Below are 18,775 nucleotides of genomic sequence, written 5' to 3' on the forward strand. Positions count from 1 at the left end.
ATCACAAAGGGGGATAGAAAAATCTATGAAACAACGAATTATGGCAATTTTTTTAAGCCTGTGTATGATGATTGGGCTTTTGCCGGCAACTGCCTTTGCAGCAGACGGGGGAGAGTTGGTTATTGGTGATAGCCCTGTTATTATTACAGATGGCGGAAACAGCCAGGGAAATCTGGTCTATGATGAAGAGACTGCTTCCATTACTGCTTCGGTTGGCGACGGTGTAGAGACACCTGTTGGCATTGGAGAGGGAGAAGTCGTGATAGTGCCGGAGTGTATCTGCGCGACAGAGCCTGGTAGTTTGACGATGATAACCGAATCTCAGAGTCTGACTACCATTGATGGCGAAGCTACTTTGGAGCTGGAAGCGACATACAGCCCAGAGGAATGTGTTCTGTCGGATGGCAGCCATGGGGAGTATGAAAATATTTCCTATGAAATCACAAAGGTAATGAAAAACGAGCAGTCCATGAGTACAGAACAATATGCCGATATCGCAGGCAATATCCTTACGGTTTACGGTGATGACAACGAAGATCCCTATACCGTTTATGTCCGGGCAAAATGCGGCGATGTAGAGAAAGAGGTGTATAGTGACGAGATCGCAATTACTGTGAATACATTTACATCTGCTTTTGTATCTGCTTTTGTATCTAATGCTCCAGAGGGAGAATTTTATAATGCTGATGGAGAATTGGATATTAGTAAGGGCTCTATCATCATTACAGACGATGGATATCAGGTAGGAGAAAACCCGCTGGTTGAATGGAGTGATTCTGACCACGCTCTGACCATTACTGGTACCAGCAATGGTGAAAATAATATTATCGTGCAAGGCGGGAACCCCGAGCTTACATTCAATGGCGTAAATATTACGACGACAGGAAGTAATCAGCCCGCTGTCCTGCTGTACGGTGGTACAGGCAATGGCGAAAGCAGAGCAGCTGATGCTACCATTATTCTGCAAGGAGATAACAATATCCTTAAAGGTAATGATGCTCCTGCAATCCAGATCAATATAAATGCTATTTTGACCATTGAAGGAGACGGTATTTTAACCACTTCCACTACGGCAAATAATTCTTCTGCTATCGGCGCAGGTAATAGCAATGCTTACGCTTTTACCGATGATACAGGCGAAGCCAAGACAAACAATAGTTATCGACAATATGGCAATCTGGTGATCGAAAACGGTACGGTTATCGCCAGAGGCGCAGGAATGGGTTCAAAACAATATACTGCCGGAATCGGAGATAGCTATTATGCCAATTTTGGTGATGTCACGGTGAATGGCGGTACTGTCGAACTCTATAACAATAATTCAAATGGTACTGGTATTTCGGGTAATAATATCGAGATCAACGGCGGTGTAGTAAAAGATTACACCGGAGGAACAAAAGGCGGGATCCATTCAGATCAGTCCTTTACGATGAATGGCGGAACGATTACAGGCAATGCGCGACTGAGAGGAGCCGGTACTATCTCTATTACCGGTGGTAATATCGGAGGTTATTATACTGGTGATGTAACTGGCCGTGTGTTGACTAAATTGTATTTTGTAGAAGAAAACGGTACACCGAAAGCCGACACAGAGGTTACAGTTGCAGAGGGGGAAGAAACCCCTTGGACGGCGTATACCGATGAGAACGGTGTCGTTACTACTTATCTTGCAAGCACTACAGAGAAAATCAGTGTGGAAATCAGCGGCCAATCCTACGGAGAAATTGTCCTTGATGATCATAGAGGCATTGTAGGCGCTTCCTGTACTTGTAATAAAGGAACAGGCACTCTGAATATGATTACGCAGTCTCAAAAACTGACTACTGTAGATGGCGAAGCTACATTGGAATTAGCAGCTAATTATACAAACGATAATTGTGTATTACCATCCGGTTTTCATGGAAACTATGAGGATATTTCCTTTGAAGTTACCAAGGTAGTTAAGAATGATCAGTATATGCAAGTGGAGCGGTATACCCAGATCGCTGATACATCTCTTACAGTCTATGGGGATGTCAACAGTGATACCTATACAGTTTATGTACGAGCAAAATGCGGTGATATAGGTGCAGAGGTGTATAGTGACGAAATCGCTATTACGGTGAATACCTATGAATCTGAAGCTAGTTCGGATGAACTGGATATTGCCAGAGGCTCTATTGTTATTACAGACAACGGATATACAGTGGGAAATGGCGAGCCGGTGGCATGGGGTGACAATACTAGCCATGCTCTGACCATTACTGGTACCAGCGATGGTGAAAATAATATTATTGTGCAGGGCGGGGATCCCAAACTTACATTTAAGGATGTAAATATTACGGCGACAGGCAGTAATCAGCCCGCTGTCCTGCTGTATGGCGGTACAGGCAATGGCGAAAGCAGAGCAGCTGATGCCACTATTATTCTTCAGGGGAATGACAATATCCTTGTAGGTAATGGCGCTCCTGCAATCCAGATCAATATAAATGCTATTTTGACCATTGAAGGAAGCGGTACTTTGACCACTGAGTCAAACAGCACTTCTGCTATTGGCGCCGGCAATAACAATGCTTACGCTTTTACCGATGTTGCAGGCGATGCTGGGACACATAATAATTACCGAAGCGGCGGCAATCTGGTGATCGAAAGCGGTACGGTTATCGCCAGAGGCGCAGGAACGGGTTCAAGACAATATATTGCCGGAATCGGAGATAGCTATTATGCTAATTTTGGTAATGTCACGGTCAATGGCGGTACTGTCGAACTCTATAACAATAATTCAAATGGTACTGGTATTTCGGGTAATAATATCGAGATCAACGGCGGTGTAGTAAAAGATTACACCGGAGGAACAAGAGGCGGTATCCATTCAGATCAGTCCTTTACGATGAATGGCGGAACGATTACAGGCAATGCACAGCTGAGAGGGGCTGACAAGATCTCTATTACCGGTGGCAATATCGGAGGTTATTATACTGGTGATGTAACTGGCCGTGTATTGACGAAACTGTACTTTGTAGAAACAAATGGCAAACCCGTAGCCAATACAGAGGTTACAGTTACAGAGGGAGAAGGAAGCCCTTGGACGGCGTATACCGATGAGAACGGCATCATCACCACCTATCTGGCAGATGCAACGACTGAGATCAGTGCAACAATTGATACGCAGGAATATAACAATATTTCTGTTTCTAATCATCAGGCCCTCATTGGCGGAACCTGCTCCTGCAGTACCTTTACTGACATCACATGGGAAACCGGTTTGCCGGAAAGCATTACACTTCATAATTTGACAGTTGGTGGGGACAGCACGGAACCAGTAAAAATGAACTATGACGTTCCTGCTGCGCAGCTGGTAACAGATCAGCCTTGCAATATGCCAATTCATCCTTCCTTACCGGAGATCGAGTATGAATTGAGCGTGACAACAAAGGACGGACCAGTTGTGGGCGAGTTATCAGGTTATGCAACCTTTAGAAACAATCATCTGACGCTCCTGCCGGGAAATGCCCCTTATACCGTTACATTGACGGCAAAAGCGGGAGATGGAGAGGCGAAAAAGACAGCTTCTCATAGCATTATAGTGTATAAAGGCGAAACTTCCGGAGGAGAAACACAAATTTCTACAATCAACCTGGCTTTGGGAGATGCTGTCATCAATTATACAGCAGATGGTAAGTATACCTATAGTCAAGGTGATACAATTACTGATCAAGCAATCGAGGGTACCATTCTGATCACTGGCTTTGCTGCTGATGGTAGTGTTACGGTCAATGGCGGCAGCCCAACCCTCGTCATCAACCAGAATGATCCACAGGATGTATGGACCATTTATTCTGGTGAAAATGCGGAAAATATCACATTGCAGCCCCGTACCTTTAATGACAAACTCCGTTTTGGTGAAGAAGGCTCTGCACTGGCGGAACTGAGTTATGTTTCCGCAACAGGAAAGTTGAAACTGAATCCAGATCAGGGAAATATTACATTTAACACTGATGACTCTGTGACACAGGGGAAATTTATCATTACCCAGTTGAATGGAAATATTACAGAATATGTTGTTATGGGCGGCGACATAGAAGTGGCCCGTACAGTTACCAATAACAGCAGTGCTCTCATTACTCTGGAAATCAACGGAGAGAGTGTTGAACTGGCGGCAAACGGCGGCAGTCACAGCATTCCAAAGGCAGATAACAGCCAGATTGATGCTACGACCAAAACATACCTTTTCGGCAATGGTGATGGCACGTATACTCTGATCGCCGCAGGTGAAGGAGATGCGGATGCAAGTAATTACGGCGACACGCAGTCCAAAATTACAGCGGCGATTTTCGACAGAGACTTTACCGGAAGGCTACGCGCAGACAATATTCTGTATGATGTGAACCTTTCTGAACTTCATGCGGAACAGTTTAGCGATATTAGTGTTAAGGGCAGTATGCTTGGCCATGTGTATATTGGTCCGAACATGACAAATATCAGCTGGGGCAACTACTGCATGACAACTGGTTTTACCGTTGATCCGGATAATCCGGCTTATACGACGGACGAGAGCGGTGCGCTTTACAGCAAGGATTACAGTACTTTGGTGGTTCTTCCGTCCCAGTGGACAGGGTCTTATACGACACATGAAGATTGCACCACTATTGGAGAGTACGCAACCATGCGTTTGAAATTGGATAGCCTGACCATTGGAAAAAATGTGCAGACAATAGAAGGCGGTTCCTATCTGTTCTTCTCCAACCTTCTCAGTGCGATTTATGTAGAAGCGGGAAATCAGAATTTTGTTTCCAGGGATGGTATTCTGTATGACAAAGAGATGACTGTTATTCTTGCCTGCCCCGGTAAGCTTGCACTGAAGGAGTTGACTGTTCCCGAAACTGTAACAAGTGTAGGAGCGTATATTTTCCAGAATATTGGCATTGAAAAGCTGATTATTCCAGAGGGAACGGAGATTTCTGGTAACAGAGCTGGCTTTACTCGTATGTACAATTTGAAAGAATTGGAGATGCTGGGAAGCTATTCTGGTTATATTGATGGTGCAGCAGCACTGAAAAAACTTACGGTATATGATGGTTTTAACTTTGCACAAAATCTGGATGGAGACGGTAACACACCTGATTCCAGCATGAGCTGGATCAAAAATGCTGGTATTACCATAACCGGCGGGGAAAATGCGGCTTATGACGGTCAGTCTCAGAAGGTGGAAGTCACAACGACTGATTCGAACCTGACCGTAGAGTACAGTACGGATGGAGACGAGTGGAGTACAGAAGTACCAGCTGCGGTTTCCGCACCCGGCACTTACACCGTATATTGGCGGATCACGAAACCCGCTGATGAAACATATAACTTTGATCGTGTGCTTTACAGCAGCCGTACCTTTACCATCGGCGGTCTGGAAGCATCCGAAGACTGGTTCACCCTCAGCGGTCCGGTAGCAACGGACGAAGCAGCGGAAACTACTCCCGTTACATTGAATCAGCCGGCTGCTGCACCTTCTTTGGAAGGCGGATATACTGTGAAATACAATGGAGCAACCGATGTTCCTACCACGGCTGGCAGCTATCTGGTTACCGTAGAGATCACGGCGGAAGGCTATGTACAGGAAACCTTGACACTGGGCAATTACGTTATCCTGAGTGCGGATCAAGCTGGCAGCATAGTAATTTCCTTTGTGACCAATGGCGGTGATCCCATTGATCCTGTTATTGCGACAAGTGGTGATTCCATTGAGATTCCTGAAAAGGCGACAAGAGCCGGCTATACTTTCGCGGGCTGGTATTCCGACAGCGCGCTGCGGAACAAGGTAGATTCTCTGCCGGCTACGATGCCTTCGGAAAATACCACTTACTACGCAAAGTGGACCAGAGACGCTTATACCATTACATATGTCCTGAATGATGGTACGGTATCCGGCAATCCTGAAGGATACACAGCAGAAACATCCACCTTTACACTGAAGAATCCTACAAAGGCCGGATATGAATTTACAGGCTGGACATGGGATGGACAGGATACACCGGTAGAAACCGTGACCATTGAGAAAGGCAGCAGCGGAGATAGGGTATATACGGCAAACTGGAAAGAAATCGAGTATACTATCACATATCCAAAGGACTATGATAAAGTATCTGGAAATCAGGAGACATATACCATAAATGATACGCTGAGCAGTGCAATTTCTCTGACAAATCCATCGAGAGAAGGGTACTCTTTCAAAGGCTGGACCATGGTTGTTGATAACAGCACATCTTATATCCTTCCCGCAGAAGGCGCAGAAATTCCTGCGGGAACATTGGGAAATCTTACACTCAGCGGCATCTGGCTGGCAGATAATCAGACAATGACATTCCATGCGAATGGCGGGAAATTCGCGGATGGAACAGATGTCTATGTAATCAGTGGAGCATATGACAGTCCTCTTTCAGTGGATGTGACAAATCCTACACGTTCGGGGTATAGGTTCCTTGGATGGTTTACGGATGAAGAATGCACACAGCTCTTTGAGGCGTCAAACATCGAAACAATGCCGCTGTCCATGGATATCTACGCAGGTTGGAAAAAGAAATCCTCCAGCAGTTCCGAAAGCACAGAAGGTTCCGGTACAAGCAGTGTGAGCGATCATGTCATTATTACCACAAACAGCGGAACGCTTACAGATTCTCAAATCGAGGACGCTGTAAAGAAAGCGGAAAAGGATTCCGTTATCACCATTCAGGCGGAGAAATCCGATGAGGTTGTTCTGAGTGCCGGAGCAATGAAAGCTTTGGTGGAAAATGAGAATGATCTGCTGATCCAACTGCGGGATGGAGAAGTGACATTGCCTGAAAAAGCCATGAGCGGCTTGATTGACGGCGCAAAGAGCAGCTATGAGATCGTTGTTTCTTTGGAAGAACAGACCAGCAGCGATGACGCGGCAGTTTCTGAACTCCTTGACAAAGGCGCTGTGGTATTTGATGTAACCATTACAGTAAATGGCAAGGAGATCCACAGCTTTGACAGAGGACTGACCCTTACCTTTACAGTACCAGGCCTGAAAGAGATGGAAGAACCTATTGTGCTGCATCTTCTGCAGGATGGAGAACAGGAAAGCTATGAACCTGATGAGATCAGCGGAGAGACTCTGACCATTAAGGGCATCAAAAACCTTTCTGTTTTCGCTGTTCTTTCCGACAGTGAGGAAACTGTGGAAACTGAGAATCCTTTCGTAGATGTTTTTGCAAGCGATTATTACTTCAACGCGGTGCTTTGGGCGGTAGCCAACGGCGTGACAGCAGGCACCAGCGACATCACCTTTAGCCCGGATGTTACCGTATCCCGTGCACAGATGGTAACATTCCTGTGGCGCGCAGCCGGTTCCCCGGCGGCAGAGGGAAGCAATCCCTTTACAGACGTATCCGTCAGTGATTATTATTACAGCGCGGTGCTCTGGGCAGTAGCCAACGGCGTGACCGCGGGCACCAGTGAAACTACATTTAGTCCTGATGCGCCGGTATCCAGAGCGCAGGCAGTGACCTTCCAGTGGCGTGCGGCAGGCGGCCCGGCAGTATCCGGCGAAAGCTTTGTGGATATTCCGGAAGGCGCATACTACGCACCTGCTGTGACATGGGCAGTTGCCAATGGAATCACAAGCGGAACAGGAGACCATCAGTTCAGTCCTGACGCACCGGTATCCCGTGCGCAGGCAGTAACATTCCTGTATCGTCAGTATAAATAAGCAATACTTTCTGGAATGGCTGTCATGAAATAATCGTGTTATAGCCTGCGGCGGCAAAGAAGGTATCCTTCTTTGCCGCCGTTTTTTGTGCTTTCGCTTAGCAAAAAGAATAGAGCGCGGCATAGGATGCCGCGCTCTATTTATGTTTACACTGTAAACGCATGGATACTATTTCAGGATACGGAATTTTAAAGTACGTGATAAGCGATTACGGAAATGTGGATTCTGCTAAAAGCTTTTATAAAAGAAGGAGTGGCTGTTAGGGGCATCTTCATAAGAAAACAAAGATTGTCGGAATCCTTGCAACAAAGAGGATTCCGGCATAGATGCTTATCTATGCGTTAAGTTATGAATTTCTTCTGCCACATACAATGGCAGATTGATGAGCCAATCCTCTTTTTTATAGTTTGCCATAGCAGTGTGGTACATGGAAAGACCTTCTCACTGTGATATAGATGGCATACCGGAATATAACAAAAATAACAACGAAAAATAGGGGGTGGAAACATTTTTTACGGCGAATATCGGGCTTTAAACGGTTTTATCTCTGCAAAGTTTTTATGCTATAATGAATTTGCGCCTGTAAAGACATAAAAGCAGAGCAAATGAAAATCTGCCGGGGGGGACTGCGGAAAAGCGGAATATTTGCAGGCGTCACCGGGAAACTGTTTTGGGATAGCGCAAATCATCTCATAAGCAGATGATTTTGTTTTGAGGAACAGCCAGCGTATATTTTTATGAAATGATATTTCGGCGATTATTTTTTTCAAAATAAATCCACAATAACTATAATGAGGCTAAGGAGGATTGTTTTATGAAAAAGGTTATCGTTACGAAAGAAGTGGTAGAGGGGTACCTGAATTATTTGAAAGCACAGGAGAAAAGTCAGGGAACATTGGAAAAATATCGGAGGGAGTTATATGAACTGATGTTTTTTCTGTCTGACACAGAAGTGAGAAAAGAAGAACTGCTCCTTTGGAAAGGGGCTTTGGAGAAAAAATACTGCCCTTCCGGTGTGAATGGCAGACTGGTGGCGGCCAATGGTTTTTTTACGTTTTTGGGCAGGTTCGATCTGCGGATGAAACTGCTGCGGATACAGAAAGAAATCTTCAGCAGAGAGGAGAAAGAAATGACCCGAGCGGAATATACAAGGCTGGTGCGGACGGCGGAAGAACGGGGAAACCAACGTCTGTCATTGGTAATGCAGACCATCTGTGCTACGGGCATCCGTGTTTCGGAGCTGCGTTATATTACGGCGGAAGCGGTGAAGCGGGGACGGGCGGAAGTAAACTGCAAAGGAAAGCACCGGGTGATCTTTTTCCCGCGGGCATTGCAGAAAAAGCTGATTCATTATGGAAAAAAGAAGGGAATCCGGAGGGGAGCTTTGTTTATTACAAAGAATGGAAACCCTTTGAACAGAAGCAATATCTGGGCAGAAATGAAAAAACTGTGCCAATATGCACAGGTCAGCGAAGAGAAAGTATTTCCTCATAATCTACGGCATCTGTTTGCCAGAATTTTTTACGCTTTGGAAAAAGATATTGCGAAACTGGCGGATTTGTTAGGACACAGCAGTATAGAGACAACGCGGATCTATATTATGGAAAGCGGAAAGGAGCATCAGAAAAGACTGGAAAAGATGAGACTGGTATTATGACAGAATTTCCATTCTGTAGTAACAATACGGAAGAAGTCTGGATTTGATTTGCTTCTACATAGTCTCACTATACCACCTAATGCGTAGAAAAACAACAAAAAGGCATAAAAAATAGACCAAAATTTTCTTTAAATGAAAAAAAGAAACATTTGGTTTTCTTTTTATGTTTATCATAATGATTTTTCGACTTTATGAAGTATATTTCGGCGTATGCCATAAAGTTATTATAGAATAAAAACGAAAAAAGACTTTACAAAGCGGCGATTGTTACTACAGAATGGAAATTTTGTTGTGAAAGGGGGTAAAAAAGACTTCGTAGTGGCAGCAGGAGGGAGAAAGCTGTTTTTTAACAGAAATGCGAAATACAGCCTTTTTTATAGAAATACGAGGAAAGGCTTTGAAACAGCGAAGAGATTTGCAAAGACATGGAAAAATGATCTTTATTTGCTTTTACAATCTTTTAGGCTGCGGAAAAAGCAGATAAATAAAGTGTATCTATAAGAGAGGAGTTGTGTTATGAAAAAACACATGGGGAAATGGGTCTCCTTTTCTTTGGCTGCGACCATGACGCTGACCGCGGTGCCGGTAACGGCGATGGCGGACGGAGAAGGGGATTTGAATGCCGTTATTAGTGCGGGAGCAGAGGACGGTGTTGGAACAGAAGGCGCACAGGCAGAAATCAGCGGAAATAATTTAGAAAACTGTCAGAATGGTATTGCGGTAGACGATTATTATGACAGTTATTTTGGCTATGACGGCCCTTCCAAGGCGGGGATTACGAATGTGGATTCTGTGATTTCCAGCAATACGTTCTCCGGTTGCGTAACCAATGCTGTATCTTATGTGGTGCCGGAAGGGGAAGTATATGTAGCTGCAAGCGGTAAATATACTTTTACAAGAAACGGCATTAAATACGTGGCTGGAGAGGATTCTAAGGGCAACAATACAGAATGCTATGATACGGTACAGGCTGCAGTCAATGCTGCGAAAGATGGGACAACGATTGTACTGACGGAAAATATGACAGGGGATGTTGAGATTCCGGCAGGGAAAAAAGTAACACTGGACTTGAATGGTGTTACACTGACAAATGTTTCCGGTCACACCATTACCAATCAAGGCACGCTGACCATTCAGGACAGCAGTGAAGGGAAAACAGGTACGGTGGATAATGTGAGCCATGCAAAAGGCGCATTGGAAAATGAAAAGACAGGTATAGTCTACATTGAGGGAGGCACTTTTACACGGAGTAAGGAAGCAAGCACAAGTGCAACTGACCATGGTGGAAACAGCTGGTATGTTGTTGATAATCAGGGAACCATGACGATTTCCGGCGGAACAATTACAAATAACTCCAAATATAGTTCTTTAGTATGTAATTTAGGAACAATGGATATTGACGGAGGTGTTTTACAGCAGGATGACTTTATTGTTTTAAAAAATGAAGCGGATGTCACTGTAAAAGATGGTAAAATTATTAGCCAAAACAATCAGGCATTGCAGAACTGGGGACAAGCCAAAGTTACTGGAAATGCGGAATTAAACGGCATTGTAAGTACGTGGGGCTGGGCAAACAGTGGAAACAATGAAGTCGGAACCACAACAATCGAAGGCGGTTCGATTGCTGGCAATATCACACTGAACAATTATAATTCTCTCAATGGCGGGGACGACTTGCCAGGGTATATTATTACTGGCGGTAATATCACAGGTAATATTGATACAACAATATATAATGAAACTGCTTGCCAAGGAACGGTCAAGCTTTCGGACGGTGCTGTGCTTAACGGCAGCATTACAAACGCCGGTGTGGCGGAAGTAGAGGTATCCGGCGCGACAGTAACCGGTGGGGTATCCAATACAGGAGACGGCGCTGTTCTTCTTTCCAATGGCGCGACCGTAAGAGGCACGGTTTCTAATGCGGGAACCGGTACAATGGCGGTTGTGGAAAGTTCTGTGGGAGAATTCAATGGAGATGAGACGATTTCCTTCCTGAACAGCAGCTTGACAAACGGTACTCCCATTTCTGATACTACAGATATGGAAGATACAGCCGCTATGATTGGAACAAAAACGTATGAAACTCTGGAAGCTGCTATTCAGGATGCAACGACCGGGGATACTATCCGTTTGATGAGAGATGTGACTGTAGTGAATACGGAAGACATGGCAACGAATGTAAATAATTCCGTAATCTTGCTCCCTGCTGGTGTAACGCTGGACGGCAACGGCAAAAAGATCATTGCGAGTGCTGATTGGGTTGCGACAGCAGACAAAAAACCCGCGAACCATATTGTTGGTATCTCTGGCACTTCCGCGACCATCAAAGATCTGACCATCATTGGCAATGCCAATACAAAGCATGGTATCAATGTTTATGGTGTCAACGGAAGCGCATCCCTGAATGTTTCCAACGTTGTGATTCAGAACTGCGGTACAGCGGGTATGGTCATCAACGGAGCAAAAGTGACAGCATCCAACATCACCACATCCGGAAACGCATGGGGCGGTATCAACGTGGATGATAATCCTGGATCAGAACTGAATCTGACAGGCGGTTCTTTCGCGGAGCCTGTACAGATTTGGACAGAGTATACAAGCGGCACCATTGGAGACAAGGTGCAGGTAAATGGAGCGGGCCTGTCTCAGGTAAACGGTGTCAACAGCGAAGAATCGCCAGATAGAAACTTCATCTATTTTACAGACGATTACACCAAGCTGGGCACCGCGTATAATGAAACAACAAATACTATTTATACATCTTTGGAAAAAGCACTGAAAGATGCGAGTGCAAGCGATGTAATTCATGTAGTTAATGACGCTGCGCTGGAAAACGATGCAGAAGTAAAAGCGAATGTGACACTGATCGTGGAACCCGATGTAACAATGTCGATTGCTGAAGATAAGAAACTGACCAATAATGGTACCATTGAAAATAAAGGCACAATCAGCGGTGCTGTTACGGATAATGGCACAATAACGGAATACTATACCGTTCGTTTTACTTCCAACAAGACCATTCTCAGCGTTGCAGTAGAACAGGAGGGAGTCGGCCCTGTACAGCCAAATGAACAGGATGGCACTGTTTACAGCCTTGAAAAAGGTACCTATACATATGAACTTACTACTTCTAAAGGAACAAAGACCGGAAGTTTTACAGTAGCCGATAAAGATATGGATGTTTATGTAAAATTCAGCACCGGTTCCTCTTCTTCTTCCGGCGGCGGTGCTTCCGTTTCCAGCAGTGATATCGCTGTAGACAGCGGCAAGCATGGTGATGTTACTGTCAACAAAGACAGCGCGGCCAAAGGCGATAAAGTAACCATTACTGTAAAACCCGATGACGGCTATGTGCTGGACAAGCTGACCGTCAAGGATGAAAACGGCGATAAGATCAAAGTGGAAGAAGGCACCAACGGCAAGTATACATTCACTATGCCCGAAGGCGATGTTTCCATCGAAGCGGAATTTGTGAAGGAAGCTGAGGAAACGACAGAAGAAGTGACCGAAGAAACAACGCTGAACTTTGTGGATGTTTCTTCTTCCGACTGGTTCTATCCCGGCGTAAAATACGTTGTGGAACAGAAGATCATGAGTGGTATTTCTGATGTTCAGTTTGGCCCCGGCGTAGAACTGACCCGTGGTATGATGGTACAGATGCTCTATAATCTGGAAGGCCGTCCTACGGCAGAAGGCGCGAACGCGTTTACAGATGTAGCGGCAGGCCAGTGGTACACAGACGCTGTGGTATGGGCAACCGGTGAAAAGATCGTCAGCGGCATGGGCGATAATCTTTTCGCGCCTAATGAAAAGATCACAAGAGAACAGATGGTAGTAATGCTGTACAATTACGCGAAATATCTGGGCTTGGATACTACAGCAGCAGCGGATGTGACACAGTTTACAGATGGCGCGAAGGTTTCTGCATGGGCGTTGGATGCTGTGAGATGGGCTGTTGCGGAAGGATATCTCAGCGGTATGGGAGATAATACACTGGCACCTCAGGGTGCGGCTACCAGAGCGGAGATCGCTTCTGTATTCATGCGTTTTATGAAAGAAATGTAAAAATATAAAAACAAAAGGAGACACAGAAAACAGATTCTCCTGAATAAGAGACAGAGCCTCTGCATTTTGCGGAGGCTCTTGTTTTATACAGTAAATAAACTGTATGATATTGAAATTTCTGACAGTACCCTCAGCAGAATTACAGATAAGATTCTTCCTATTGTGAAAGAATGTCCGGCGGCTGCCAGGGAGTACGTGAAAGAACGTGGCGTTCAGGTCATACAGAAAGAAGAAAAAACTTGGAATGAGGACGATTTACGAAAAATACCGGGTCTGCATCCGGTATTTTTATACTCTGTTTATTCCAAGACAGTAGGGAACCAGTATCATGGAAAGCGAGAAAATGTTTGGATGAAGGAACGATTTCGAAACACTTGCGCACAGCTTTTGTTTTGTTGTACCAGTGATTCTATGGTAAAATAATAAAAATAAGATTTGTGAGGTGATAAAGCGATGAAACGTATCGTTGCACTGCTGCTTACAGTGATTATGATTCTGTCACTTGCTGCTTGTGGTGGATCTAAGAAAGCCAGTGATTCTGCAGACCTCGATGCAGAGTTAGAACGAGCCATTGCGTATGGGATCGTAACGGAAGACGACCTTGACAACATGGACGAAACGGTTACTTACAAACAATTTTGTGAACTTCTAACCCATGTGGTGTCCATGCGAGGAGAGGAATTTGTTCCGGCATGGGAAGAGGTTGCCGCAGCAGCTCTCGACTCTAACGAATCCATGCAGCGGGACGATGTGCTTTTAGCTATGTTTGAAGCGTCCATCATCATGGAAACCGACCGGGATGAGGGTCAGCTGGCGGATTGGGACGAGAGCCTCGCTCAGGGGGACTGGTGGGACGGTCGAACTTTGGACTACGATCTGTTCCCAAATTGGCAGGAACCCTACGCCGCTACTTATGACGGCAATCTGGATTTTAATATTTTCGATCACGCCGCGTGGCACTTTGAAAAAACACCTTCGGTAATTTCCGGTCTGCTGCCGTTGGAACCCAGAGAGGACATGACCTATGGCTTCGGAGAGGATGTCAGCGTTGAGGAAGCTATCCGCGCAGTGACGCGGCTGGTGGAATCCAATGCCAAGATCACCGCCGAGGAGCCAGTATATGTGCCGGTGACAGAAACGGGTACCTACGATAAGACCATCATTACCGATGAACTTTTGACGGGAGACTCGGATTTGCCGGATGTTACCCAGAGCCAGCTTCCCTCTACATGGAAGGGCACCGGTCTGAGCAGCTGTAAGGATGGGCGGCACATATACCGCCACTTCCGGGAGTCCGACGTGACATTCCTTTCGGAAAATGGTTTCAACTTCCTGCGACTATTTTTCGGCTTTGACACGCTTCGATTCCCCAACTACCCGGAGGATGGACGGCTGGTCAATGAAAACGAACTGCGGGAACTGGATCAGCTGATCGCATGGGGCATTGAGCACGGCGTACATATTCAGATATCCATGGGCTTTTATCTGGACGAGAATGGTCAGTGCAAGCGGGAGGAAACATCTGACTGCCTGATGCCGGAAAATGACGCAGAATGGGCTATGGTCACCGATTATTGGACCATGCTGGCCCGCCGCTATGCGGGGGTTCCCAACCGGTATCTGACCTTTGACCTGAGTAACGAGATTCAGCCATCAGGCGAGGAATTTGCCTATGAGGCAGAAAAAATGAGTGAGATGGTGTCCGCCATCCGGTCGGCAGACGAAGAACGGGTTCTGCTCCATTCCTTCCCGGGGTATCCCAACACGGCATGGATGGAATTTACCTCTTCCCTGGGGCTGGCCGTGGGCTGTCATCCCTATTATCCCATGAACATTAGTACTGGTAACACTGGTGCGGGCAGTGGAGATTATTTTGAACCCTGTTGGCCTATGCCGGTGCTGCCCTGTTGGAAAATCGCCACACGGGAGATGCCTCTGACGTTACAGGGAGAAATCGGCGGTACGAATCTGTCTATCCATGTGGGGAAATCCGGACCCAACGCCTGGGTGGAAGTCCTGGCTGACGGGGAAACGCTGGAGCGTTTTGAAATGCCCGAACCCCTTTGGGAGGAAAACGGCGAGTGCTGGTACGGCGAGGAAATGCTGACCTGCACAGTGCCCGAAGGAGTTACGGAGGTAGAAATCTGGGCGCGGGACGAAGACGCCCACATCGACACGGTGATTGTTCAGGGCGATGGCTGCCAAACGAGCGTGGTATTCAGCAGCGACGATTGGGATGATGCTGCCCCGCTGCCTATTGTCATCCACGGAGACGGCACTTACAGCAACACAGAGGGCACTGTCATGACCGGGCAGGAGATCTATACAAAAGCCATTGAACCCTACCGGGAAATTGCACAGCGGCACGGTGTGGGCTTCATGATTGGTGAGTTTGGCGTCTTTGCTGGAGCCAACTGGGACATCGGTATAGTGACTGCCTACCAGGATACCATGATGGAGATGTTCGCAGAGCAGGGGCTCGGCTGGTGTTACTGTGAACTCTATAACGGCGAAACCCATCTGTTGCTACGGGATGCATCCCAGTCTCAATGGGCCAATGCCACGGTGGTGGATGCGGGTCTGGACCCGACTGACGGTCCATGCTTAGTGGTAAAAGAATTGCTGGATAGTTTTCGCAAGTACACCACAGATTGATGTTGATGTGGTTTGTGTCGTTGGAAACTATTTGGTATGATTGAAAATATAAAATAGAGCGTGAAAACACCGATGAATCACATAGCTTTATGTGAAAATCATCGGTGTTTTTTGAATATTCAGAGACAGGTCAATACCCATGAAGCCGTATGCGCGAGAAAATGCGGCGGGAAGCCAATGGGGAAGAAACAAAAATCCAAGCCAGACAGGAATGGAGCATCGTTACCATACAGGGAATTTTGGAAAATGTCTTCTATATTGGTACATTAAGGCAGGGGAAATATACCAGAAAACGCATCAATGGCCCAGAAATCAAGAAGGATGAACGGGATCATACTGTCCTTGAAAATCACCATGAAGCCATCATAGACAGGCAGACCTTTGCCATGGCACAGGAACAGCGAAAGAAAAGAATCCGTTCCAATGACAGAGGAATCAGGAAATATGATAATGTCTATTCCGGATTTCTCTACTGCGGCAGCCCTATGTTTTCCATGCGCCGAAGCGATCGGAAGCCTGCTTATGTCTGCGGCACATATCACAAACGTGGGCGGAACGGAATGAGAATGGGAAAAATAATATGATCCGCGGTATGGCGGCGTTATTGAGAATCAAAGAAAGCGAAAAAGGAAGATCGAGTCTGTTTATAGTGCGGAGGCAAAAACAGGAATCCCCAAGGAAAGAAATCGTATTTTTACATAAATATGTGTTCTTTGGATCATAATAACTCTGAACAACCGACCGACGGAGGTTGGACATAGAGGAGGAAAAACAACATGAAAGCAACTGGCATTGTCAGAAGGATTGACGATTTAGGCAGGGTAGTGATTCCAAAGGAGATTCGGCGGACTCTGAGAATCCGGGAAGGCGACCCGCTGGAAATTTTTACAGATAGGGAAGGCGAGATTATACTGAAAAAGTATTCCCCCATTGGGGAGCTGGGGGCCTTTGCCAAGGAATACGCGGAAAGTCTGGCCCAGACGGCGGGGCATGTGACCTGCATTGTGGATAAGGACCGGATTATTGCCGTATCCGGCGGCGGGAAGAAGGAATTGCTGGAGAAGTATATCAGTCCGGAACTGGAGGCCTGCATCAATAAGAGGGCGACTGTATCCACCAAAAAAGGCGAGGAAGGCTTTGTCCCTGTTTTGAAGGATGGAGAAGGCGAGGAATACGCCTATCAGCTCATTGCTCCCATCATTGCCGAGGGGGACGCCATGGGAGCCATTGTGTTCCTGTCCCATGATAAGAAAATGGGCGAGGTGGAAGGCAAGCTGGCCCAGACGGCGGCAGGCTTTCTTGGCAAACAGATGGAACAGTAATACAGTATAAACGGCGGCATAGGATGCCGCCGTTTTCCCTTTGTCCGTTGTCAGCAGGCGGGAAATATGGTACGCTGAGAGGACGAAAGGAGGCCCTGATGGATACATATTTTATTGTGAACCCGGCGGCGGGACGGGGAAAGGCCTTGGAACTGCTGCCGGAAATAGAAGGAGAAATGCAGCGGCGGCGTCTGCCTTATGAGATCTATTTGACAAAGGGCCGGGGAGACGGCGAGGATTTTGTACGGAAACTGACGGCGGCGCATCCGGAGAGGCTGCGGATCTTTGCCTGCGGCGGGGACGGTACCCTCCACGAGACAATCAACGGTGCGATAGGAAAAAATGTGGAGATCGGTCTCTTCCCTGTGGGGACAGGGAATGATTTTGTGCGGAATTTTACGGAAAAAGAGAAGTTTCTTTCTCTGGGGGCACAGCTGGAAGGAACGGCCAAAAAGCTGGATCTGCTGCGGGTTTCCGGGCGGTACTGTGTCAATATGGTCAATATCGGCTTCGACTGTGAGGTAGTGGCGAAGGCGGCGCAGTGGAAAAAGCGCCCGCTGGTGCATGGGCCCATGGCGTATTTTCTGGCAGTGGGCAGTCTTTTTTTCCGGCCTATGGGAAAGACGCTGGCTTTCCGGCGGGAAGGAGAGGAAAAACAGGGGAAATACCTTCTCTGCACCTTTGCCAATGGTAGTTTCTGCGGCGGGGCCTTCTGTTCTTCCCCCTATGCCCGGCTGGATGATGGGAAAATGGACGCGGCTTTTATCGGAAAAGTAAGCCGGGGAGAGTTCCTGCGGCTGCTGCCCGCCTACCGCAAGGGGGCATATCTGGAAAAAATGGCGGGACGGAAAGAACTGGAATACTTTACCTGCGACCAGCTGGAGCTTTTGGCAAAGCGGCCGCAGAAAGTCAGTCTGGACGGGGAAATCTATCATTTCCGTCATCTGCGTCTGAAAATGGAAAAAGAAGCGTGGACCTTTCTGGTGCCTGCGGGGAGCCAGCTGATGGAAAAAGACAGGAAGGAGGAAACATAATGGAAGAGCTTTGTATCGGCGGTACCTATCTGCATTATAAGGGGAAAGAATATCGTGTAGAGGGCGTGGCGAAACATTCGGAAACACTGGAGGAAATGGTGGTCTACCGCCAGCTTTACGGAGAGGGCGGCCTATGGGTGCGGCCCCTTGCCATGTTTCTGGAGGAAGTGGAGGTACAGGGGGAAAAAATACCCAGATTTCGCCTGAAGCAACGGCCTTGACAGAAACGCCGCAAGAGGATACAATATCTGATAAATGAAGAAAACGGAGTGTATTGCCTGCCACCGGGTAGGCGATGGAAAAACGCTCGAGCGTCCGCCGATAGGTCCTGGCAGGTGGA

The 18,775-nt window shown here is 46.8% G+C and carries 8 protein-coding genes; all 8 read left to right on the plus strand.

Features of this window, described 5'->3' with window-relative positions; genetic code table 11:
• The first annotated feature begins 25 nt into the window (after positions 1–25).
• A complete protein-coding gene (locus tag H9X84_RS03155; RefSeq protein ID WP_205132883.1) occupies positions 26–7,702 on the plus strand; it encodes an InlB B-repeat-containing protein in 7,677 nt (2,558 codons plus the stop codon).
• Positions 7,703–8,516: 814 nt separating this feature from the next.
• Positions 8,517–9,359 carry a tyrosine-type recombinase/integrase gene (locus tag H9X84_RS03160; protein ID WP_205132884.1) on the plus strand — a complete coding sequence of 281 codons (843 nt, stop codon included), beginning with the start codon at positions 8,517–8,519 and terminating at the stop codon, positions 9,357–9,359.
• Positions 9,360–9,875: 516 nt separating this feature from the next.
• A complete protein-coding gene (locus tag H9X84_RS03165; protein WP_205132885.1) occupies positions 9,876–13,424 on the plus strand; it encodes an S-layer homology domain-containing protein in 3,549 nt (1,182 codons plus the stop codon).
• A gap of 453 nt (positions 13,425–13,877) precedes the next feature.
• On the plus strand, positions 13,878–16,079 hold the full coding sequence (locus H9X84_RS03170; RefSeq protein WP_205132886.1) for a cellulase family glycosylhydrolase: 2,202 nt from the start codon (positions 13,878–13,880) through the stop codon (positions 16,077–16,079).
• A gap of 149 nt (positions 16,080–16,228) precedes the next feature.
• Entirely contained in the window at positions 16,229–16,663 is a 435-nt protein-coding gene (locus tag H9X84_RS03175) for a recombinase family protein (protein ID WP_205132887.1), read from the plus strand.
• Between the two features lie 192 nt (positions 16,664–16,855).
• Positions 16,856–17,401, plus strand: a complete 546-nt coding sequence (gene spoVT / locus H9X84_RS03180; protein ID WP_205132888.1) for a stage V sporulation protein T — start codon at positions 16,856–16,858, stop codon at positions 17,399–17,401.
• Positions 17,402–17,499: 98 nt separating this feature from the next.
• Positions 17,500–18,435: a diacylglycerol/lipid kinase family protein gene (locus H9X84_RS03185; RefSeq protein WP_205132889.1), complete on the plus strand. Its 936-nt coding sequence runs from the start codon at positions 17,500–17,502 to the stop codon at positions 18,433–18,435.
• Positions 18,435–18,656, plus strand: coding sequence for a DUF1653 domain-containing protein (locus tag H9X84_RS03190; RefSeq protein WP_205132890.1), 222 nt, complete (start codon positions 18,435–18,437; stop codon positions 18,654–18,656). Before H9X84_RS03185 ends, H9X84_RS03190 begins: the two co-directional genes overlap by 1 nt.
• Positions 18,657–18,775 lie beyond the last annotated feature (119 nt).

It is taken from the genome of Anaerotignum lactatifermentans (assembly GCF_016902535.1).
Taxonomy (GTDB): domain Bacteria; phylum Bacillota; class Clostridia; order Lachnospirales; family Anaerotignaceae; genus Anaerotignum; species Anaerotignum lactatifermentans_A.